Source organism: Taklimakanibacter albus (assembly GCF_016595235.1).
Lineage (GTDB): Bacteria > Pseudomonadota > Alphaproteobacteria > Rhizobiales > Aestuariivirgaceae > Taklimakanibacter > Taklimakanibacter albus.
Map to the genome: position 1 here is coordinate 854040 of NZ_JAENHL010000006.1, position 20084 is coordinate 874123.

Annotated in this window: 23 protein-coding genes; 7 read left to right on the forward strand and 16 right to left on the reverse strand. The window is 64.1% G+C overall.

Annotated elements, in window-relative coordinates; genetic code table 11:
- Nucleotides 1–229: 229 nt before the first annotated feature.
- The 4 genes from dprA to JHL16_RS08850 are packed head-to-tail and all read right to left on the reverse strand — an operon-like array spanning nt 230 to nt 4217.
- On the reverse strand, nt 230–1309 hold the full coding sequence (gene dprA, locus JHL16_RS08835) for a DNA-processing protein DprA (protein WP_200184478.1): 1080 nt from the start codon (nt 1307–1309) through the stop codon (nt 230–232).
- Entirely contained in the window at nt 1306–1923 is a 618-nt protein-coding gene (plsY, locus tag JHL16_RS08840) for a glycerol-3-phosphate 1-O-acyltransferase PlsY (protein ID WP_200184479.1), read from the reverse strand. The genes dprA and plsY overlap by 4 nt, the downstream gene beginning before the upstream one ends.
- Before the next feature lie 12 nt (nt 1924–1935).
- A complete protein-coding gene (gene pyrC / locus JHL16_RS08845; RefSeq protein ID WP_246770841.1) occupies nt 1936–3258 on the reverse strand; it encodes a dihydroorotase in 1323 nt (440 codons plus the stop codon).
- Complete coding sequence (locus JHL16_RS08850) at nt 3255–4217, reverse strand: aspartate carbamoyltransferase catalytic subunit (RefSeq protein WP_137855077.1); 963 nt, start codon at nt 4215–4217, stop codon at nt 3255–3257. Before JHL16_RS08850 ends, pyrC begins: the two co-directional genes overlap by 4 nt.
- Before the next feature lie 179 nt (nt 4218–4396).
- On the opposite strand from JHL16_RS08850, the gene JHL16_RS08855 reads away from it, so the two are divergent.
- A complete protein-coding gene (locus tag JHL16_RS08855; protein WP_200184480.1) occupies nt 4397–4759 on the forward strand; it encodes a hypothetical protein in 363 nt (120 codons plus the stop codon).
- Nucleotides 4760–4804: 45 nt separating this feature from the next.
- On the opposite strand, the gene JHL16_RS08860 is transcribed toward JHL16_RS08855, so the two are convergent.
- Nucleotides 4805–5107, reverse strand: a complete 303-nt coding sequence (locus tag JHL16_RS08860) for a hypothetical protein (protein WP_200184481.1) — start codon at nt 5105–5107, stop codon at nt 4805–4807.
- A gap of 186 nt (nt 5108–5293) precedes the next feature.
- On the opposite strand from JHL16_RS08860, the gene JHL16_RS08865 reads away from it, so the two are divergent.
- Nucleotides 5294–6718: an APC family permease gene (locus tag JHL16_RS08865; RefSeq protein WP_246770842.1), complete on the forward strand. Its 1425-nt coding sequence runs from the start codon at nt 5294–5296 to the stop codon at nt 6716–6718.
- Nucleotides 6719–6952: 234 nt separating this feature from the next.
- On the opposite strand, the gene JHL16_RS08870 is transcribed toward JHL16_RS08865, so the two are convergent.
- From JHL16_RS08870 to ruvX, 4 genes are read right to left on the reverse strand one after another with little or no spacing between them, the layout of a single operon-like run.
- Complete coding sequence (locus tag JHL16_RS08870; RefSeq protein ID WP_200184482.1) at nt 6953–7363, reverse strand: RidA family protein; 411 nt, start codon at nt 7361–7363, stop codon at nt 6953–6955.
- Nucleotides 7364–7373: 10 nt separating this feature from the next.
- Nucleotides 7374–8306: an AEC family transporter gene (locus JHL16_RS08875; RefSeq protein ID WP_200184483.1), complete on the reverse strand. Its 933-nt coding sequence runs from the start codon at nt 8304–8306 to the stop codon at nt 7374–7376.
- Entirely contained in the window at nt 8303–9238 is a 936-nt protein-coding gene (locus tag JHL16_RS08880; RefSeq protein WP_200184484.1) for an AEC family transporter, read from the reverse strand. The genes JHL16_RS08875 and JHL16_RS08880 overlap by 4 nt, the downstream gene beginning before the upstream one ends.
- Nucleotides 9235–9702 (reverse strand): Holliday junction resolvase RuvX, encoded by a 468-nt coding sequence (gene ruvX, locus JHL16_RS08885; protein WP_200184485.1) that lies wholly within the window; start codon nt 9700–9702, stop codon nt 9235–9237. Before ruvX ends, JHL16_RS08880 begins: the two co-directional genes overlap by 4 nt.
- Before the next feature lie 76 nt (nt 9703–9778).
- Between ruvX and JHL16_RS08890 the strand changes: the two genes are divergently transcribed.
- A complete protein-coding gene (locus JHL16_RS08890) occupies nt 9779–10486 on the forward strand; it encodes a metal-dependent hydrolase (RefSeq protein ID WP_200184486.1) in 708 nt (235 codons plus the stop codon).
- 108 nt (nt 10487–10594) lie between these two features.
- On the opposite strand, the gene JHL16_RS08895 is transcribed toward JHL16_RS08890, so the two are convergent.
- Together JHL16_RS08895 and JHL16_RS08900 are read right to left on the reverse strand one after the other, a co-directional pair.
- A complete protein-coding gene (locus tag JHL16_RS08895; protein WP_200184487.1) occupies nt 10595–10984 on the reverse strand; it encodes a hypothetical protein in 390 nt (129 codons plus the stop codon).
- Entirely contained in the window at nt 10981–12564 is a 1584-nt protein-coding gene (locus tag JHL16_RS08900; RefSeq protein WP_200184488.1) for a GMC family oxidoreductase, read from the reverse strand. The genes JHL16_RS08895 and JHL16_RS08900 overlap by 4 nt, the downstream gene beginning before the upstream one ends.
- Before the next feature lie 59 nt (nt 12565–12623).
- On the opposite strand from JHL16_RS08900, the gene JHL16_RS08905 reads away from it, so the two are divergent.
- The 4 genes from JHL16_RS08905 to JHL16_RS08920 all read left to right on the forward strand — a co-directional run bounded on the left by JHL16_RS08905 (nt 12624) and on the right by JHL16_RS08920 (nt 16078).
- The gene (locus JHL16_RS08905; protein ID WP_200184489.1) at nt 12624–13313 is read left to right on the forward strand and encodes a GNAT family N-acetyltransferase; all 690 of its coding nucleotides are present in this window, start codon (nt 12624–12626) and stop codon (nt 13311–13313) included.
- A gap of 83 nt (nt 13314–13396) precedes the next feature.
- Nucleotides 13397–13684 (forward strand): Asp-tRNA(Asn)/Glu-tRNA(Gln) amidotransferase subunit GatC, encoded by a 288-nt coding sequence (gene gatC, locus JHL16_RS08910; RefSeq protein ID WP_137855066.1) that lies wholly within the window; start codon nt 13397–13399, stop codon nt 13682–13684.
- Nucleotides 13685–13690: 6 nt separating this feature from the next.
- Nucleotides 13691–15157 (forward strand): Asp-tRNA(Asn)/Glu-tRNA(Gln) amidotransferase subunit GatA, encoded by a 1467-nt coding sequence (gatA, locus tag JHL16_RS08915; protein WP_200184490.1) that lies wholly within the window; start codon nt 13691–13693, stop codon nt 15155–15157.
- A 21-nt stretch (nt 15158–15178) separates the two neighbouring features.
- Nucleotides 15179–16078, forward strand: coding sequence for a M23 family metallopeptidase (locus tag JHL16_RS08920; protein WP_200184491.1), 900 nt, complete (start codon nt 15179–15181; stop codon nt 16076–16078).
- Between the two features lie 59 nt (nt 16079–16137).
- Here JHL16_RS08920 and JHL16_RS08925 read toward each other — a convergent pair whose 3' ends face one another.
- The 5 genes from JHL16_RS08925 to trpC form a co-directional block, all read right to left on the reverse strand.
- Nucleotides 16138–16575: a DUF3597 domain-containing protein gene (locus JHL16_RS08925; RefSeq protein ID WP_200184492.1), complete on the reverse strand. Its 438-nt coding sequence runs from the start codon at nt 16573–16575 to the stop codon at nt 16138–16140.
- Nucleotides 16576–16786: 211 nt separating this feature from the next.
- Nucleotides 16787–17494, reverse strand: coding sequence for a transcriptional repressor LexA (lexA, locus tag JHL16_RS08930; protein ID WP_137855063.1), 708 nt, complete (start codon nt 17492–17494; stop codon nt 16787–16789).
- 114 nt (nt 17495–17608) lie between these two features.
- Nucleotides 17609–18814, reverse strand: coding sequence for a molybdopterin molybdotransferase MoeA (locus JHL16_RS08935; RefSeq protein ID WP_200184493.1), 1206 nt, complete (start codon nt 18812–18814; stop codon nt 17609–17611).
- Between the two features lie 2 nt (nt 18815–18816).
- Complete coding sequence (moaC, locus tag JHL16_RS08940) at nt 18817–19293, reverse strand: cyclic pyranopterin monophosphate synthase MoaC (protein ID WP_200184494.1); 477 nt, start codon at nt 19291–19293, stop codon at nt 18817–18819.
- A complete protein-coding gene (gene trpC, locus JHL16_RS08945; protein ID WP_200184495.1) occupies nt 19290–20084 on the reverse strand; it encodes an indole-3-glycerol phosphate synthase TrpC in 795 nt (264 codons plus the stop codon). Before trpC ends, moaC begins: the two co-directional genes overlap by 4 nt.

Below are 20084 nucleotides of genomic sequence, written 5' to 3' on the forward strand. Positions count from 1 at the left end.
GCGTTCTGAAAGCTAGGACGGGGCTCATATAGGGATCGTTTCCGGCCCGCAAGCCTTGCGGAGGGGCATTCCACGCCAAAGTGAAGCCTTAAGGTTGATGATTGCAACCTAAAGTAATTGCAGGCCTATGCGCTGGGTATATAGGCAGATCTGCCTGGAAAGCAAATGCCCTTAGGTCAGCAGGTTGACCAGCTGCTGGGCACTCTGAATATATAAAGTGTCATGGCCCCTAAGAGATTAAGGAAACCAGTTGCCGTCCATGCCGCGTCAGCTTGCCGGCGAGCTCGAGCTCCAGCAACAGCCCGAGCACCAGCTGCGCCGGTACGCCGCTTTCCCGGATGAGGTCGTCGATCTCGGTCGGCGTGGGACTGAGATGCTCCAGGATGGCTGCGCGCGCCGAGCCGTCGACCTCGGTATCGGGGACGGGGGCGGCCGAGGGGGCTTCGGCAAATGGCCGCGGGCGCATGGCGAGAAGGGCGTCCAGAACCTCCTGGCTCTTGCTCAGGAGATGCGCGCCCTCGCTGATCAGCCGGTTGGTGCCTTCCGCCCGGGGATCGAGCGGCGAGCCCGGCACCGCGAAGACCTCGCGGCCTTGCTCATTGGCGAAACGCGCCGTGATGAGGGAGCCCGAGCGCAAGGCAGCCTCGACGATGATCACCGCGCGGCTCATGCCGGAAATGATGCGGTTGCGGCGTGGGAAAGATGTCTCGCGCGGCGGGGCGCCCGGAGGCATTTCCGAGATGAGAAGCCCGTCTTCACCGATGGCTTTCTGCAGGCCGGCATTTTCCGGCGGATAGATGATATCGATGCCGGTGCCGAGCACCGCCGCGGTGCCATGCTTGAGCGATGCCTCATGTGCCGCCGTGTCGATGCCGCGCGCCAGCCCGGAGACGACCGTGAGCCCGGCCGCCGCGAGATCGTTGGCGAAAGTGCGGGCGAGCCGCTTGCCGTTGGCCGAGGCATTACGCGAGCCCACGATCGCCACCGCGTCCCGCTCGACGAGCGAAGTCTTGCCCTTGATGCAGATGATCGGCGGCGCGCCCTCGCTATGGCGCAGCAGCGGTGGGTAATCGGGCTCTGGCTTGGCGACGAAACGTGCTCCCGCGTCGCGCGACCGGTCGATTTCGGCCTGCGCGGCAGCGGCGCCGTAGATCTTGATCGGACGCTTGCGGGTGAGATCGGGAAGGGCCTCGAGCGCAGCACCGGCGCTGCCGAATTTGGCCAGCAGCTGATCGAAGTTGATCGCGCCGATATTTTCGCTGCGGATCAGGCGCAGCCAGTCGAGCCGCTCCTGATCCGCGAGGATCATGATTTGGAGCCGAGTTTGATCCTCGATTCCTGGCCTTTGAGGAGGCGCGCGATATTCTCGTGATGCATGATCCAGATCAGCGCCGCGAGCAGGATCAAGGGAAGCACATAGGTCGGCCGGCCAAGGAGCCACGCCCAGAGCGGGCTCAAGGCCGCGGCGGTGAGCGCCGAGAGCGACGAGATGCGGAAGATGACGGCCATGGCGAGCCAGACGGCGAGGAAGATGAGGCCGAGCGGCCAGTAGAGGCCGAACAGGATGCCGATATTGGTGGCGACACCCTTGCCGCCCTTGAAGCCGAGCCAGATGGGGAAGAGATGTCCGGCGAAGGCGGCAAGGCCGGCGATGAGCCCGGCACTCTCGCCGCCCACCATCTTCATGAGCAGGATCGGGATGGTGCCCTTCACCGCATCGGCGATGAGCGTAGCCGCCGCGATCTTCTTGTTGCCGGTCCGCAGCACATTGGTGGCGCCGATATTGCCGGAGCCGATGGAGCGCACATCACCAAGACCCGCCCAGCGCGTGAACAGAAGGCCGAAGGGAATGGAGCCCGACAGATAGCCGAGGAGGGCGGCCATGATCGCCATGGCCGGCGTAACTGCCGCGAAATCGAGCATCAGACCCTCCCGTTAACGAGGGAGATCGTACGCATAGACGGTGCGTCCGGCAACGACCGTTTCGAGCACGCGGCCTTCCAGCGTGCGGTGCTCGAAGGGTGAGTTCTTCGACCGCGAGCGCAGGATGTGGTCCTCGACCGTCCAGCTGTGCTGGATGTCGGCCAGGGTGAAATCGGCCGGTGCGCCGGGCGCCAGGCGTCCGGCTTCGAGACCCAGTATCTGCGCCGGCTTGGCCGACAGCGCGTCGATCAGCCGGGGGAGCGGCACGCCGTCATTGTGATGCAGGCTGAGGCTGGCCGAGAACAGGGTCTCGAGCCCGATGGCGCCGAATTCGGCTTCGGCGAAGGGCAGGCGCTTGGTGTCGGCGCTTTGCGGATCATGGCTCGATACGATGACGTCGATCGTGCCGTCCTGAACGCCTTCGACCAAGGCGCGTCGGTCGTCTTCGGAGCGCAAGGGCGGCGACAGTTTGAAGAAGGTGCGATAGGCGCCGATATCATTCTCGTTGAGGACGAGGTGATTGACCGAGACGCCGCAAGTGACGGGAAGCCCGCGCGCTTTGGCGGCGCGGATGACCTCGACCGACTGGCGGCAGGAAATCTGCGCCACGTGATAACGCGCGCCCGTGGATTCGACGAGGCGCAGATCGCGCTCGACCATGATCACTTCCGAGACGGCGAGTGTGCCCGCAAGGCCGAGGCGGCCGGCCGTCTCGCTGGCATTCATGACGCCGGTGGCGAGCGTCGGCTCCTCGGCATGCTGCACCACGAGCATGTCGAAGTCCTTGGCGTAGGCGAGCGCCCGGCGGAAGATCCGCGCATTGGCGACCGCTTTATTGCCGTCGGTCACGGCGACGGCACCAGCTTCCTGCAGCGTGCCGATCTCGGTCATGAACTCGCCGCCGAGGCCCTTGGTGAGGGCCGCCATCGGGGCCACCCGGACGATCGCCGTATCGCGCGCACGCCTCAGGATGAAGTCGACGATCGCCGCGTCATCGATGACGGGATTGGTGTTGGGCATCACGATCATGGTGGTGATGCCGCCGGCGGCAGCCGCTTCCGAGGCGGTCGCCAGCGTCTCGCGATATTCATTGCCGGGCTCGCCGGTAAAGACCCGCATGTCGATCAGGCCGGGCACCAGAAGCTGGCCCTTGCAGTCGAAAATCGTCGTGCCGGCACCGGCGGACTGCGCCGTGACCTTCGGGCCCGCGGCCAGGATCCAGCCGTCCTCGATCAGCAAACCGCCTTTTCCGTCAAGGCCTTGCGCCGGATCGATAAGACGTGCGTTGAGATAGGCTTTGCGTCCGGACGAATGTTTTGCCGATGGCGCCATCATGCGTTGCCGCCTCCCGGCAGATTGCGGGCGAGCGCGTCGAGCACGGCCATGCGCACCGCGACCCCCATTTCGACTTGCTCGCGGATCACCGACTGCACACCATCGGCGACATTGGAGTCGATCTCGACGCCGCGATTCATCGGGCCTGGATGCATCACCAGTGCGTCCGGCTTGGCGAGCTTCAGCTTCTCCTCGTCGAGGCCGTAGAAGCGGTAATATTCGCGCACCGACGGCACGAAGGCGCCGCTCATGCGCTCGAGCTGCAATCTCAGCATCATCACCACATCGGCCCCGTCGAGGCCTTCGCGCATATTGCGATGGACCTCGACACCGAAGTTCTGAGCCCCCGTCGGCAGCAGCGTCGAGGGCGCCACCAGCCGGACGCGGGCGCCGAGCTTGTTGAGGAGGTGGATATTGGAGCGCGCCACGCGCGAATGGAGCACGTCGCCGCAGATCGCCACCACGAGGCCCTCGATGCGGTTTTTGCGCCGCCGGATGGTGAGGGCGTCGAGCAGCGCCTGGGTCGGGTGCTCATGCTGGCCGTCGCCGGCATTGATGACGGCGCAGGAGACTTTCTGGGCGAGGAGTTCGGCCGCCCCCGAGGAGGGATGGCGTATCACCAGAATATCGGGATGCATGGCGTTGAGCGTCATGGCGGTGTCGAGCACCGTCTCGCCCTTGGAGATGGCGGAGGTCGACACCGCCATGTTGAGCACATCGGCGCCGAGCCTTTTGCCGGCGAGTTCGAAGGAGCTCTGGGTGCGGGTCGAAGCCTCGAAGAACAGGTTGATCTGAGTGCGCCCCGACAGCACCGCCTGGCGCTTGTCGATCTGGCGGCTCACTTCGACGTAACGCTCGCCGAGATCGAGCAGCGTCACGATTTCCTGAGCTGAAAGGGATTCGATACCGAGCAGGTGCTGGCCTTCGATGAGGCGTTTGGAATTGCGCGCTTGGGTCATCGAAGGCCACTGTCTAGGGACGATTCCGTTCCCCTGCAAGCGGCAAAAGCGGCCTGTGGGTAAGTCACGAAAAGCCCACCACAAATTCGCCCCGAATAGTGCGGCAGGATCACCGGCGGGCGGTTCGGGACAATCGCTCGGTAAATCAGAGGGCCGGGGGCCTTTGCTGGAGTGATTTCATGTTGAGGACTTTCGTTGTCGGCGGCGTTCTTGTGCTGGCAGCTTTCGCAGGCGTGCCGCAGTCGGCCAAGGCCGATACGCGGATCGGCGTGACGATCAATGAGGGTTGGGTGCCGACGCAATATTATCCGGACGATCCGGATGACGATTACGACGCTGACGAGGACTACATCTCCTGCGGCGAAGGCCGCCAGGTCGTGCGCGACGAGGGCTTCCGGCGGGTCCGCGCGGTCCGCTGCGGCGGCGAGGTCTATCGCTATGAGGCGGTCAAGCGTTACCGCCTGTGGAGCGTCAAGGTCAGCGCCCGGTCGGGCAGGATCGTCAGCGCCAGGGTGATCGGCAATTACGGCGACTATTATTGAGCCGGCATGACTGACGGGCCGGACGCGTGCAGGGTCCGGCCCGCCTCAAACCTCGATATCGTCGGAGCTGTCGTCCCCGTCATCCGGGGCGCTGTCGTCGGGGCCATCGTCATGGTCATCGCCTGAGCCGCCATCGCCTTCCTCGCCTGGATCGCTGTTTTCATGATGATCCGGATCATCGCCATAATCCTGATCTGATCCGCTGTCGTCGCTGTATCCGCCATCGTCGTTGCTCGTCTGCGCCTGGGCGGGTGCGGCCCGGAAGGGTTCCAGCTTGGTGACGATGGGCCCGACGAAATACATGCCGAAGCCCAGGACGAAGGATAGAAGCGTGGAAGACATGCGCATCTTGGGGTGTTCCTTGCACTGAAGGAGGCGTTGGTCGCCCGATCAGGTCACAGCTTTGCGGCGAGACTGTGCTGGCAATCTCATATTGGGACACGATCTCCGGTTGATATAATCCTATCGACTGATTGACTCGCTGCCTGACAGCCATAGTCTGTGACAAAGCTTCACGCCTGGATGGAGATGGTCATGACCGATCTTGCCGCTAGCGTCAGCACCCCGAAAGAGACACAGGTCGAACCGAGTCTCCATCGCGTGATGGGGCCTTGGCTGCTCCTGCTGTTCATTGTCGGGGACATCCTGGGAACCGGCATCTATGCGCTGACCGGGCAGGTCGCCAAGCAGGTAGGCGGTGTCGTCTGGTTGCCCTTCCTGGTGGCCTTCATTGTCGCCGTCATCACCGCCTTCAGCTATCTGGAGCTGGTCACCAAATATCCGCGCGCCGCCGGCGCGGCGCTCTACACGCATAAGGCTTTCGGCATCCATTTCATCACCTTCATCGTGGCCTTCGCGGTGATGTGTTCCGGCATCACCTCGGCCTCGACGGCGTCCCGGGCTTTCGCCGCCAACATGTCGAATGCCTTCGATCTGGGCCTCACCGGCACGATCGGCATTACCTTGATCGGCCTCTGCTTCATGGCGCTCGTGGCGATCGTCAATTTCCGCGGCGTCGGCGAAAGCGTGAAGGCCAATGTCGTCCTGACCTGCGTCGAGCTCACCGGGCTTCTGATCATCATCCTGATCGGCCTGTGGGCCATCGGCCTCGGCAATGGCGATGTCTCCCGCATCACTCAGTTCGCCACCGCCGCCGACCGCGGCGCCTTCTGGTCGGTCATCGCGGCCACCACGCTCGCCTTCTTCGCCATGGTGGGCTTCGAGGACTCGGTCAACATGGCCGAGGAATGCAAGAACCCGACCCGCATCTTCCCCAAGGTGCTGCTTGCCGGTCTATTGATCACCGGCATCATCTATGTGCTGGTGTCGATCTCAGCCGTGACCCTGGTGGCGCCCGAGCAATTGGGCGAGGGCGAGACGCCGCTGCTCCAGGTCGTCCAGGCCGGTGCACCCAATTTCCCGCTCTGGATCTTCGGCTTCATCACCATGTTCGCGGTCGCCAACAGCGCCCTCATCAACATGCTGATGGCGAGCCGGCTCGTCTATGGGATGAGCCGCGAGCATGTGCTGCCGCCGGTCCTGGGCAAGGTGCATGCCTCTCGCCGCACGCCCTATATCGCGATCGTCTTCACCACGCTGCTGGCCTTCGCGCTTATCACCTTCGTGGGTGAAGTGCCGGCGCTCGGCGGCACCACGGCGCTTCTGCTGCTCTGCGTCTTCACCATCGTCAATATCGCGGTGCTGGTGCTGCGCCGCGATCCCGTCGAGCACAGCCATTTCCGCAGCCCGACAATTCTGCCGGTGCTGGGCGCCATCTGCTGCGCTTTCCTGGCGGGTCCGTGGACCGGCCGTGATCCGGTGCAATACAAGATCGCCGGCATCCTCATCGGCATCGGTATTGCCCTTTGGGTCGTGAATTTCCTGGTCAATCGCGCCATCGGCCAGAAGCCGGCCGAGCCGACGATGGAGACGACCGGCGGTTCAGGGCCGGTGAACTGAGATTCCACGGGCTTGTCGGGCCGCCTCAGCAGCCCTGGCGAGATGTGCGGCCAGATCGGACGCGAAGTGCTCGGTACAGTGGAAGCAGAGATCGTAGGCCTTGCGACCATCCGTGCAGGTGAGCCTGAAATGGACATGGCTTCCGGCGCCGGAAACGCCTTCGTCCACGATGTCCTGGATCAGCCAACCGGGTCCGCTCATCATGAGGTCCTCCGCCTGAGGCCCGTCAGCTAATCACACGGGACGCTTTTCGGAAAGCTCCTGCCTTCGGGCGATGACGCGGATTTCGACGAGCGTTCCCTCGGTGATGAGCTCGCTGACACCGATCGCCGACCAGGCCGGATAGGGCGCCGTGATGACCTCGTCCTTTGCCGTGATGAAAGCCGCAAGGTGCCGGCGCAGATCGACATGATAGGTCGTCATCTCGACCACATCATCGAAGCCGAGGCCCGCGGCGGCGAGATTGGCGCCGAGGAAGCGGAAGGCATCGCGGAACTGCTGCTCCGGGTCGGACGCGACGGAGCCATCGGGATGCGTGCCGGTCTGGCCGGAAAGGAAAGCGAAGCCGCCGCTGACGAGAACCGGCGAGAAATGCCATTCTTGCGGGTAATGCGCGAAGTCCGGTGCGGCGACAGTCTGCTTCATCTGGATTTCCCTACACAAGGAAAGTCAGCACGAGCGGGATCGTCACCGCCGCGCAGATGACCTGGAAGGTCAGTATATTGGCGACGAGCGGTGCGTCGCCGCCCATCTGGCGGGCCAGCACATAGGCGCCCGATCCGGTCGGCACGGCCGAGCACAGCATGGCGACGGCCGCCGGTGTTCCGCTGACGCCGAAGAGTTTCAGCGCCAGAACCATCAGCACCGGCATGAGGAGCAGCTTGAGCGCGGTGGCGAGCGCGACCGTCGTCTTGGCCGCCGCTGCCTCGCCGAAATGCAGCCCGGCGCCGACGGTGAGCAGCGCGAGCCCCAGCGCGCCGCGCCCGATCATGTCGAGCACCTGGATGCCGATCGTCGGCAGTGTCAGGCCCGAGAGCTGGAACAGCACGCCGCCCATGGACGAGAAAAAGAAGGGATTGCGCAGCACCACCAGCGCCAGCTTGCCCGCCGAGGGCCGTTCGCCGCCATTATTGGCGTAGAGCGACAGTACGATCACGCAGACGACATTGAGGAGCGGCGTCATGGTGGCCGCACTCACCGCGGCGAGCGCCAGCGCATCGTCGCCGAAGAACAGCGGCACGATGGCGAAGGCGATGAAGGTATGCCAGCGGGTGGCGCCCTGGAACAGGCTGGAGAATTGCGCGCCATTGATGCCGAGCATGTTCGAGAGCGGCACTCTCAGAAGAAGCAGCAGGGCGAACATGGTCATCAGCGCCAGCACCATCGACGCCGCCATCTGCCAGACGGGGATCTGGGAGAAATCCGCCGCCGCGATCTCCTTGAAGATGATCGCCGGGAAGAGAACGAAATAGCAGACATGATCGACGCCGGCCCAATGCGCCTCGCCCATGAGATTGGTGCGCCTCAGCACCGCGCCGAGCACGATGACGATGAAGACGGGCAGGAGCGCTACGAAAGCATGGGTCATTTGAAGCTCTGGGCCAGCCAGATGAGGAGCGGGATGGTGATGAAGGAAAGCGCAGTTTGCAGCGTCACCGTCGTCGCCACAAGCGGGGCGTCGCCGCCCATCTGGCGGGCGAGTACATAGGCGCTCATGGCGGTCGGCACGCCGGCGCAGACGATGCAGGCGAGGAAGGCGACACCCTCTATGCCGAAGGCCAGGCTCCACAGAGTGACGAGGAGCGGCATGCCGAGGAGCTTGAGCGCGGTGCCGAGCCAGACCGCAGGCGAGGGGCGCCGGATCTCCTCGACCCTGAGTCCGGCGCCGACCATCAGGAGGCCGCAGGCGATCGCCGCACCGCCCAGCATTTTGAGCGTGCTCAACGCCGGCGCATAGACGGGAATGCCGGAGAGATTGATGAGAAGGCCGAGCGTCGTGGCCCAGATGAAGGGATTGCGGAAGATGACATAGAGGAGCTGGCGGGTAGGCAGCGGTTGGGTTCCGGCATTCTGGGCGACGACATAGACGGCGGCCAGGTTCGCGACCGGCACCAGCACCGCGAGCACCACCGCCACCAGGGCCACGCCCAGCTCACCGTGGAGCTTGGCGAGGATGGGAAGCGCGATGAAGCCGTTCCAGCGTGTCGTGCTCTGGAAAAGCGAGCTGAAGGAGGGAGCCGTGATGCTCAAGCCCGCGAGAATGGGCCGGCGCAGCAGGAGCAGGCCGCCCGCCATGGTGGTGAAGCTCGCCAGCATGGTGAAGGTGATGCCGGCGAGCGGCAGGGTCTGGATGTCGGAGGAAATCAGCGTCTCGGCGAGAAGGGCTGGAAAGAACACCCAATAGCCGAGCAGCTCGATGCCCCGCCACATGTCGAGCGGCACGACCTCGCGCCAGCGCAACAGGAAACCGAGGGCGAGCAGGAGAAAGACCGGCAAGAGGCTTTCAAACGCAGCGCTCATCCGGCCCGCTTGATCGTATCGAGGGCGGCTTGCAGGATATAGGCGGCGGCGAGCTTGTCGACCACCTCGGCGCGCCGGGCCCGGCTGGCGTCGGCGCCGATGAGCATGCGCTCGACCGCGGCGGTTGAAAGCCTTTCGTCCCAGTAGGTGATGGGAATGGGGGTCAGCTTTTCGAGGTTGCGGGCGAAGGCGCGGGTCGATTGCACCCTCGGTCCCTCGCTGCCATCCATGTTGAGCGGCAGGCCGAGCACGATGAGCCCGACTTTTCGCTCTTGCGCGAGGGCGAGGAGCAGACGCGCATCCTCGGTGAATTTCTTGCGCGCGATGGTGGCGATGGGAGTTGCGATCTGGCGGGTGATGTCGCTGACCGCGACACCGATGGTCTTGGTGCCGAGATCGAGGCCGAGCACCGGCACTTGGGGAGGAAGCGCGGCGATTGCGTCGGCAAAGGAGTCGCAGATCATGGTCACGTCTTACGCGACTTGGCGGTCAGGCGCAAAAGGAGGATAAAGGCTTAAAGGTCCAAAGGAGACATTGTGGATGAAGATCACCTATTATGGCCATTCGGCTTTTCGCATCGAAACCGGCAAGTCGGTCATCATGCTCGACCCGTTCCTCACCGGAAATCCCTTGTTCAAGGGCGACGCCAAGGCGGCCGCGAAGGTGGCCACCCATGTGCTCCTGACCCATGGCCATGACGACCATGCGAGCGATGCGGCCGACATCTGCAAGGCGACCGGCGCGACATTGGTCGCCAATTTCGAGGTCGCCATGTATTTCGCCGCCAAGGGTGTCGCCAATTACTCTCCTGGCAATCATGGCGGGCGCATCGGCTTCGAGGATTTCGACGTCGTCTTCACCAATGCCTGGCATTCCTCGTCACATGTCGAGAACGGCAATCCGATCTATCTCGGCAATCCCTCCGGCTTCGTCATCCTGCCCAAGAAGGAGAAGGGGCGCCGTCTCTACGTCTCGGGTGACACCGGGATCTCTTACGACATGCAGCTCGTCCATGAGCTCTACAAACCCGAGATCGGCATCGTCTGCATCGGTGACCGTTTCACCATGGGACCCGACCAGGCGGCCTATGCCTGCCGCAAGTTCTTCAAGTTCAAGACGGTGATTCCGTGCCACTTCGCGACCTTCGAGGGTTTCCTCATCCCCGACGCGAAGCCGTTCCTCAAGGCGATGGGACCCAAGGCCAAGTCCGTCAAGGTGATGAAGTCCGGCGATACGGCGACGCTCTAGCGCGCATCCCGCCGAAGTGGAATCATTTCGCCGAAAAGGATTCGCGCCAGATCTATGTGTTGGAGCAAATCCTCGTCGCCAAAGTCTTCAACTTTGGCGGGATTTGCTCTAACGCCAGATACGCTTCCGCGCGGCGATCTCGGCCAGGGCCTGGGTGAGATCGGCCGCCATCGGCGCAAGCTCGTGACCGGTGGGCTGGGGTGGCGCGGTGCGCCAGCCCATCGCTTCCAGCACCGGACCTGCTTCATAATAAGGCTTGATGAGCGACAGAACGAGATCGCGGAATTCTTGTCCGTGGCTGCGTTCCATGTCGTCGAGGACCGCTTGGCGTTTCTCAGGGTAAGCAAAATCGGGATGACGTCCGATCTGCGCGATGATCGGCGCGGTGGATTCAGTGAGCGCCAGCATGACATCCGGAACGCGCGAGCCGGGTGGAAGGCCTGCTTCATCGCCCGGCAGCAGCAGATCGGCGAGCTGTCGCAACTGCACAGGCGTCATGCGATTTCCCCGGCGAACTGATCGGCGAGCTTGAGCGCCACGGCGCCGATGGTGGAGGCGGGATTGGCGGCGCCGACGGTTGGAAACAGGCTGCCATCGGCGATGAGGATATTGGGCACGGCGTGGCAGCGGCCGTACCGATCGGTGACGGAGGTTTGCGGATCGCGCCCCATCCGCGCGGTGCCGAGCAAGTGCCAGCCGGTGAGGGGGGCCGGCGAGACGCGCACCGTGCGACTGGCGCCGGCGGCTTTCAGAATCTCCTCGGCACGGGCAAGCCCGAAATCGAGACTCTTCTGCGCGCGCTCGGAAATCCGATAATCGATCTTCACGCCGGGCAGGCCGTCGCGTTCTTCCGCATTTGTGAGGCTGACGCGGTTATGCGCTTCGGGGAGGTCTTCGGCGAGCACCAGGATCGGCATCGTATGGAGAAACTCCTCGCGCAATTGCGCCTGCGGTGCCTCTCCCCACAGCGGCGACAGCCGCGACGCCTGCACGAGAAGGGCGTTCTCACGCGACAATTGCAGATGCACGCCGCGCTCGAAGCCGCGGGCACGATCGGTCTCGTAGAACTGATGCGAATAGATGGAGGCGCCGACCGGTCCGACCGGCCCGTCGAGGCGCTCCTTGAAGATGCCGCGTATATAGGCGGCCGGATGAAACATGAGATTGCGGCCGAGCATCGGGCTTTCGACACCCGAGGCGAGAAGCAGCCGCGCCGTTCCGATGCCGTTGCCGGCGACGACGACCGCCTGGGCGGGCAGGAAATGTTCCTCGTCATTGCGGTCGGCATAGGTGACGCCGGTGGCGCGGCCCGCCTCGATCTCGATATTGCGGGCGATGGCAATGGTCCTGAGCTCGACACCGAGGGCGATCGATTTCGGCCAGTAGGTGAGATCGACGGAGGACTTGGCCTTGGAGATGCAGCCGGTGAGGCAGGGGCCGCAGTGATTGCAGGCGTCGCGGCCATCATGCCGGACCGAGTTGATCGCCGCGTCGACCGGCCACCAGTGCCAGCCCAGATCGCTGAAGGCCCGCGCCGCCCGATTGGCGACGGCGCCGAAGGCCAAGGGCGGCATGGCGCGCCGGCGCTTGGGCGGATAGGCCGGATCGCCATCGAGGCCGGCCACGCCCATGATCTCGTCATTGAGATCATACCAGGGCTCGAGGTCGAAATAGTCGAAGGGCCAGTCATCGGCGACGCCGTCGAGGCTGCGCACCCGGAAGTCGGAGGGATGCAGGCGCGGGAAATGCGCCGCCCAGGCGACCGTCGACCCGCCGACGCCATTCCACATCAGCGATTTGAAGACCGAGCCGTCCTCATCGATCGGGTAGTCGTTGGAGCCGCGATAGCCGCCCGCCTTGATGCGCAGATTGGGATTGGAGGCCCAGTCCTCCATGATGGCGCGCTGCCAGCGCATCGTCTTGGCCGGCATGCGCAAAGGGTCCGGCCAGCCGCCGCGCTCGAGGCAGACGATCTTCAGATGAGGGGCCCGGCGCTTCAACTGCCAGGCGAAAGCCGCCCCGCCGCAACCGGCACCAATGATTACGACGTCGACGGGATCCTGGCGTTTTCTTGTCATTAGCAGTGAGAATAAGCGGGAATTGCACTCGCGCGCAAACCCGGACATAAGCTTTGGCCATGTCAGACCGCAAGCGCCCCGTGGGCCCCATTGTCGATCCCTTGCCACCGGGACTGGTCCCCGATCTGCGCCCGCTTTTCGGGCGCTGGACCAGGCTCGAGCCCGTGGCGGCGGCGCAGCATGGCCGCGATCTCTACGAGTCTTTTGCCGACAGCGATCCGGACGGGGCGGTGTGGACCTATATGGGTTATGGCCCCTTTGCCGACTTCGCGACCTTCGAGGGCTGGCTCGCCAAGCAGGAGCCGAGCCGCGACCCGTGGTTCTACGCCTTCATCCGCCGGGATACCGGCAAGGCCGTGGGCATGGGCGCCTTCATGCGTCTCGACAAGGCGAATGGCGTCATCGAGATCGGCCATATCTGGTTCTCGCCGGCCTTGCAGCGCACCCGTGAGGCGACGGAAGCCATCTACCTGATGATGCGCCATTGCTTCGACGATCTGGGCGTCCGCCGGCTCGAATGGAAGTGCCATTCCATGAATGCGCCGTCACGTAAGGCAGCCGAACGTTTCGGCTTCACCTATGAGGGCATTTTCCGCCAGCACCTGATCGTCAAGGGCCGCAACCGCGACACCGCCTGGTATGCCATGCTCGATACGGAATGGCCCGCCATGGCGGCCAAGTTCCAGGCCTGGCTCCGGGACGAGAATTTCGACGCGCAAGGCCGGCAAAAGACCCCTCTTGGCGGGTAGACTTGCCCCCACCGGCCCCCGGGTTGCAGGGCGGTTGAGCCGGTGTTATTGAGCGCCCTGTTTTCCGCGAAATGAGTTGAAACATGTCGGTCGACCAGAAAACCGTACGGCGTATCGCGCATCTGGCGCGCATCAAGGTGAGCGAAGAGGATGTGCCGCGCCTCGAGGGTGAGCTCAATTCGATCCTGCATTGGATCGAGCAACTGAACGAGGTCGACGTTCAAGGCGTCGAGCCGCTGACCTCGGTCGTCGCCATGGAGATGAAGAAGCGCCAGGACGTGGTAACCGACGGCCACTATCCCACAGATGTGACGAAGAACGCGCCGGCCTCCGAAGACGAGTTCTTCATGGTCCCGAAAGTGGTGGAATAAGATTAGATGACCAGCCTGACCTCACTCACCATTGCCGCCGCGCGCGACGGCCTGAAGAAGAAGGCCTTCTCGGCGCGCGAGCTGACCGATGCCTATCTGGAGGCCATGGCCAAGGCGCGTGTCCTCAATGCCTATGTCGTCGAGACGCCGGAACAGGCGCGCGCCATGGCGGCGGCCTCCGATGCCCGCATCGCCAAAAGCGAGGCGGGGGCCCTCGAAGGCATTCCGCTCGGCATCAAGGATCTGTTCGCCACCAAGGGCGTGCATACGCAGGCGGCGAGCCATGTGCTCGACGGCTTCAAGCCGCCTTATGAATCGACCGTCACCAGCAATCTCTGGCGCGACGGCGCCGTCATGCTGGGCAAGCTCAACATGGACGAGTTCGCCATGGGCTCGTCCAACGAGACGAGCTACTACGGCAATGTGATCAATCCCTGGCGCCGGCGGAATTCCAATGCGGCGCTGGTGCCGGGCGGCTCGTCCGGCGGCTCGGCCTCGGCGGTCGCCGCGCATATCTGCGCCGGCGCCACCGCCACCGATACCGGTGGCTCGATCCGCCAGCCCGCCGCCTTCACCGGTACCGTCGGCATCAAGCCGACCTATGGCCGCTGCTCGCGCTGGGGCGTCGTCGCCTTCGCGTCCTCGCTCGACCAGGCGGGCCCGATCGCGCGCGACGTGCGCGACGCGGCGATCCTGCTCAAATCCATGGCGAGCGTCGATGCCAAGGACACGACGTCGGTCGATCATCCGGTGCCCGACTACGAAGCTGTCATCGGCAAGCCGATCAAGGGCCTGCGCGTCGGCATCCCGCGGGAGTACCGCGTCGACGGCACGCCGGCCGAAATCGATGCGCTGTGGGACAAGTCCGCCAAATGGCTGAAGGAGCAGGGCGCCGAGATCGTCGAGATCTCGCTGCCACACACCAAATATGCGCTGCCGGCCTATTACATTGTGGCCCCGGCCGAGGCCTCGTCCAATCTGGCGCGCTATGACGGCGTACGTTATGGCTTGCGCGTGCCGGGCGACGACATCGTCTCGATGTATGAGAACACCCGCGCGGCGGGTTTCGGCCGCGAAGTGCAGCGCCGCGTGATGATCGGCACCTATGTGCTCTCGGCCGGTTATTATGACGCCTATTATGTCCGCGCCCAGAAAGTCCGTACCCTGATCAAGCAGGATTTCGACAAGGCGTGGGACAAGGTCGATGTGGTCCTGACCCCCGCGACGCCGAGCCCGGCCTTCGCTCCCGGCGAAATCACCGATCCGGTGCAGATGTATCTGAACGACATCTTCACCGTGACGGTGAACATGGCGGGCCTGCCGGGCATTTCAGTGCCGGGCGGATTGTCGGAGCAGGGACTTCCGATGGGCCTGCAGCTGATCGGCAAGCCTTTCGACGAGGCGACGCTCTTCCAGGTCGGCCACGCCATCGAGGAAGCCGCCGGCAAGTTCGAAGCGCCGAAATGGTGGTGAGCTGCCGATAGCGCGGAAGCGATGATCGCGGTCGTCGCTCTTCTGGCTTTCGTCAGCATCGCCCTGCCGCTGGCTTTCGCTTGGCGCTTGTGGCGGCTCGATGAGCCGACCCGTCTCGGCTGGCTGCTCGTCCTCGCCGAAACCGCGGTGTTCGTTGCCCTGATCATGATCCTCGCGCGCTGGGACATTGCCGGTCTCTGGAGCCGCCTGGCGCTGAGCGGGCTCGTCGGGATCGCGGGTATTGCTTCCGCCTGGCGGCACGCTAGCCGGCCCTGGCGCCTGGACGGCCTGTCTCTCTGGCCGAGCTACGGATCACGGCTTGCCGCGTTGGCGCTGTTCGGTCCGGCCCTCATTTATGTCGTGGTCGGACTCCTGGCGCGGCACGATCCCCGCGATCTTACATTTCCGCTGACGGGCGGACAATTTGTTGTCGCGCAGGGCGGTAGCGCCGGCATTCTCAATCATCACCACAGCCATCGCGCCCAACGCCACGCGCTTGACATCACTGCCGTCGGGCCTCTCGGATTCCGCGCCTCAGGCCTCTTGCCGGACGATCCCAGCCTCTATGCCGTTTTCGGCAAGAGCGTGATCAGCCCGTGCGATGGAATGGTCAAGGCAGCCGTCGACGGCTTGCCGGATCTGTCGCCACCGGCGCGCGACAAGGCGAATCCGGCGGGCAACCATGTCGTGCTCTCCTGCGGCGACCTTGAGGTCGAGCTGGCGCATTTGCGGATGGGGAGCGTCGTGGTGGAGGCCGGCAGGCAGATCCGCACTCGTGATCCGATCGGCCAGGTCGGCAATTCGGGTACCAGCACCGAGCCGCATCTGCATATCCATGCCGTCGATGCGGCATCAGGCATGGGGATTCAGATGTCGTTCGAGGGTGTCATTCCCGCCCGCAATACGCAGTTCTCCGAATAGATAAGGCCGCGAGCGGGTGAGCTCACGGCCTCCTCCTGGCAAGTTGTTGCCGCTCAGGATCAGTCGAGCAGGTCGGCCGGCACCTTGCCGCCATTGTCGGCAAGCTTCTTCATCAGGGCCTTGTGCAGCCAGACATTCATCTTGGCGCTGTCACTGGTGTCGCCCGTATAGTTGAACTCCTTGGCGAGCTTCTTGCGGGCCTCGAGGCCGCTGTCCAGGTCGAGCGCTTTCATCAGGTCGACGATCGAGGTGCGCCAATGAAGCTTCTGCTTCTTGGCAGCCACCGCCTTTTCGAGAACGGCGGCGATGTCGACAGCCTGCACGCTCGGTGCGGCCTTGGGCTGAGTGGGAGCAGGCGCCTGGGGCGTCTGCGGTGTTTGTGGGGTCTGTGGCGCCTGAGCCGTCGTGGTTGTCGATGGGGGAGCAGACGGAGGGACGGGGGCCGCATTGGCGGCCTTGCCGAAGATTGCCTCACTGATGCTGTCGAAAATTCCCATGTCTCTCTCCTTTAAGCGCTGACACTGACATTGCGGGCCTGTGATGGCCCGGCGCCAGTTTAGGGAGGCAGAGCGTGCGTCGCAACCCAAGGGAATGACGTTAGGTAATTTCACGCAGTGCGTGTAGGCGCAAACTTCCCGGGTCGCTAAAAAACTGAAGCCGGGGCAATCCCCGGCTTCCAATCCTTTTGCCTGATCCCGAAAGGGGGCTTCAGTATTTGCGGATGAGCCCGACGAGGCGGCCCTGCACATTGACCCGGTCGGGGCCGAAAATGCGCGTCTCGTAAGCCGGATTGGCGGCTTCCAGCGCGATCGAGTCGCCCTTCTTGCGGATGCGCTTCAGCGTGGCTTCCTCATTGTCGACCAGCGCCACGACGATGTCGCCATTGGTGGCGCTGTCGCCCTTGCGGATCAGCACCGTGTCACCGTCGAAAATACCGGCATTGATCATCGAGTCGCCTTTGACCTCGAGGGCGAAATGCTCGCCCGAGCCCAGCATTTCGGGGGGAACGGTGATGTTGTGCGAATGGTCCTGGATGGCCGAGATCGGCACACCGGCCGCGATCCGGCCCATGACCGGTACGACGGCGGCGCGCGGCGTGCCCGAACCCGCATGCGGGATGGGCTTCACCTTGCCGAGATTGCCTTCGATCACATTGGGGCTGAAGCCCGGGCGCTTGACGGTCGAGAGGCTGGGGCTATGGGCATCCGGCAGCTTCATGACTTCGAGCGCCCGCGCCCGGTTCGGCATGCGGCGGAGGAAGCCGCGCTCCTCGAGCGCCAGGATCAGCCGGTGGATGCCGGACTTGGATTGGAGGTTCAGCGCGTCCTTCATCTCCTCGAAAGAGGGCGACACGCCGTCCTCTTTGAGGCGTTCATTGATGAAAAGGAGCAGTTCGAGTTGTTTGCGTGTCAGCATGGCGTGACCTGTTCAAAGAACGTTCCGGGGAAGTCGCTCAGCTAGAATCGGAACAAATACAAAACGAGGATATGCGTTCCCGTTTGGTTCAGCAAGCTTAAATTGGCCGGGCGTTCAAAAATCGAGCAGCAGGAGGTCGACGAGGTCGCCGGCGCGGACGGCTGGCGCGAAGGGCGGCCGGACGATGAGCCCGTGCGCTTGGGTCAGAGCACGCTGCATCGACGAGTCCTGGAGCTTGAAGGGGGTGGCCTCGAAGCTCCCGTCGCCGCCCCGCGCTACCGTAGCGCGAAGATAATCCTGTCTTTGGTCATTGGCCGGCAAATCGGAACCAAGCCTGGCCTTGACGACATCTTCCGCAGGCGGAAGCCCGAGCAGGGCCGAAAGCAGCGGTTTGAGAAAAATCCGCGAGCAGACGAGCGCCGAGACGGGATTGCCGGGAAGCCCCAGAATCCGCTGCGTCCCGTTGCGGGCGAACATCAGCGGTTTCCCGGGCCGAAGCGCAATTTTCCAGAAATCGAGCGCAATACCCTCTGCCTTCAGGGCAGCCTGGACAAGGTCATGATCGCCGACCGAGGCGCCACCGGTCGTCAGAAGGATTTCTGCGCCCGAAGCCTTTCGGACGGCCCTGGAAATGGCTTTGAGATTGTCCGGGATGATGCCGAGATCGACCGCCTCGCCGCCATAACGGCGCACAAAGGCCGAAAGGGCGAAACTGTTGGAGGAAACGATCTGGTCGGGCCGCGGTGTCGTGCCGGGTGAGACCAGCTCATCGCCGGTGGTGAAAATTGCCACCTTTGGCCGCTTCGTGACCGGCAGATCCGGCCAGTTCATCGCTGCGGCCAGTCCGATCTCGCGGGCTCCGAGGAGGGTCCCACGGGGAAGCAGCTCCTCGCCTTTGGCAAAGTCGAGGCCCTTGCGCCTGATATGCTGGCCCGCGCGCTGGGCGGCCACGGTAACGGCGACCTGACCATCCGCGGCCTCGGTATTCTCCTGGATGACCACCGTGTCGGCACCCTCGGGGACCGGCGCGCCGGTGAAGATGCGCACGGCCTGGCCGGCCTTGACCGTCCCGCCGAAGCCGTGACCAGCGGGAGCCGTGCCGATGACCTTCAGCCTTGCGGGAACGGCCTGGACATCGGCGAAGCGCACCGCATAGCCGTCCATGGCGGAAGCCGGGAAGGGAGGCTGGTCGCGCTTCGCTTTGATGCCGGCAGCAAGCACCCGGCCGGCGCAGTGATGGAGCGGGACGTTTTCGCGCGGCAGCGCCTTGGCGTCTTTGAGGATGCGGTCCTTGGCCTCGGCCACCGGCATCAGCGCCATGGTCAGTCTCCGGTGTAATGGCCGGACTTGCCGCCCGACTTTTCAACGAGGCGGATATCGCCGATGCGCATCGCCCGGTCGGCCGATTTGCACATGTCATAGATGGTGAGACAGGCGACCGATACCGCGGTGAGCGCCTCCATCTCGACACCGGTCTTGCCTTCGACCTTGACCGTGGCTTCGACGTCGATCGCCGACGCCTTGGTGTCGGGCGTAAAATCGACGCTGACTCCGGCGATCAGCAGCGGATGGCAGAGCGGGATCAGCTCATGCGCCTTCTTCGCCGCCATGATGCCGGCGATGCGCGCCGCAGCCAGCACATCGCCTTTCTTGGCGCGGCCCTCGCTGATCATGGCAAGCGTTTCGGCGTTCATCGTGATGCGGCCCTTCGCGGTGGCGAGCCTGGTCGTGACGTCCTTGGCCGAGACATCGACCATGCGGGCCTGGCCCTTGTCGTCGAGATGAGTGAGCTTTGTCATGGCCGCTTCAGGATAGCACGGGTTGCTGCCGCGACATCGTCCTGCCGCATCAGGCTCTCGCCGATGAGGAAAGTATTGACCCCCACCTTGGACAGCCGCGCCAGATCGGCCGGCGTGAAGAGGCCGCTTTCACCGACGATGAGCCGCTCCTTGGGCACCATCGGCGCCAGGCGCTCGGTCGTTTCGAGCGTCGTCTCGAAGGTGTGGAGATTGCGGTTGTTGATGCCGATCAGCCGGGTCGAAAGCTTGAGCGCGCGCTCGAGCTCCTTTTCGTCATGGACTTCCGCCAGCACATCCATGCCCCAGTCGAAGGCGGCCGCCTCGAGCTCGCAGGCAAGCGCATCGTCGATCATCGCCATGATGATGAGGATGCAGTCGGCGCCCCAGGCGCGCGCTTCCGCCACCTGATAGGGATCGAGCATGAAGTCCTTGCGCAAGGCCGGAAGCTGCGTGACCGCCCGCGCCGCGCCCAGATATTCAGGCGCGCCCTGGAACGAGGGCGTGTCGGTGAGGACGGAAAGGCACGCCGCCCCGCCATCCTCATAGGCCATCGCCAGCTGCGGCGGGTTGAAGTCGGGCCGGATCAGGCCTTTGGACGGGCTCGCCTTCTTGATCTCGGCGATGAGCGCCCATTGGCCGTGCGCGATCCTGGCGTCGAGCGCCGCCACGAAGCCGCGCACCGGCGGCGCGTCGAGCGCCATCACGTCGAGCTCGCGCTCGGCGATCTCGGCTTTCGCCTTGGCGACTTCCTCGCGTTTATAGGCAGCAATCTTGTCGAGAATGGTGGCCAT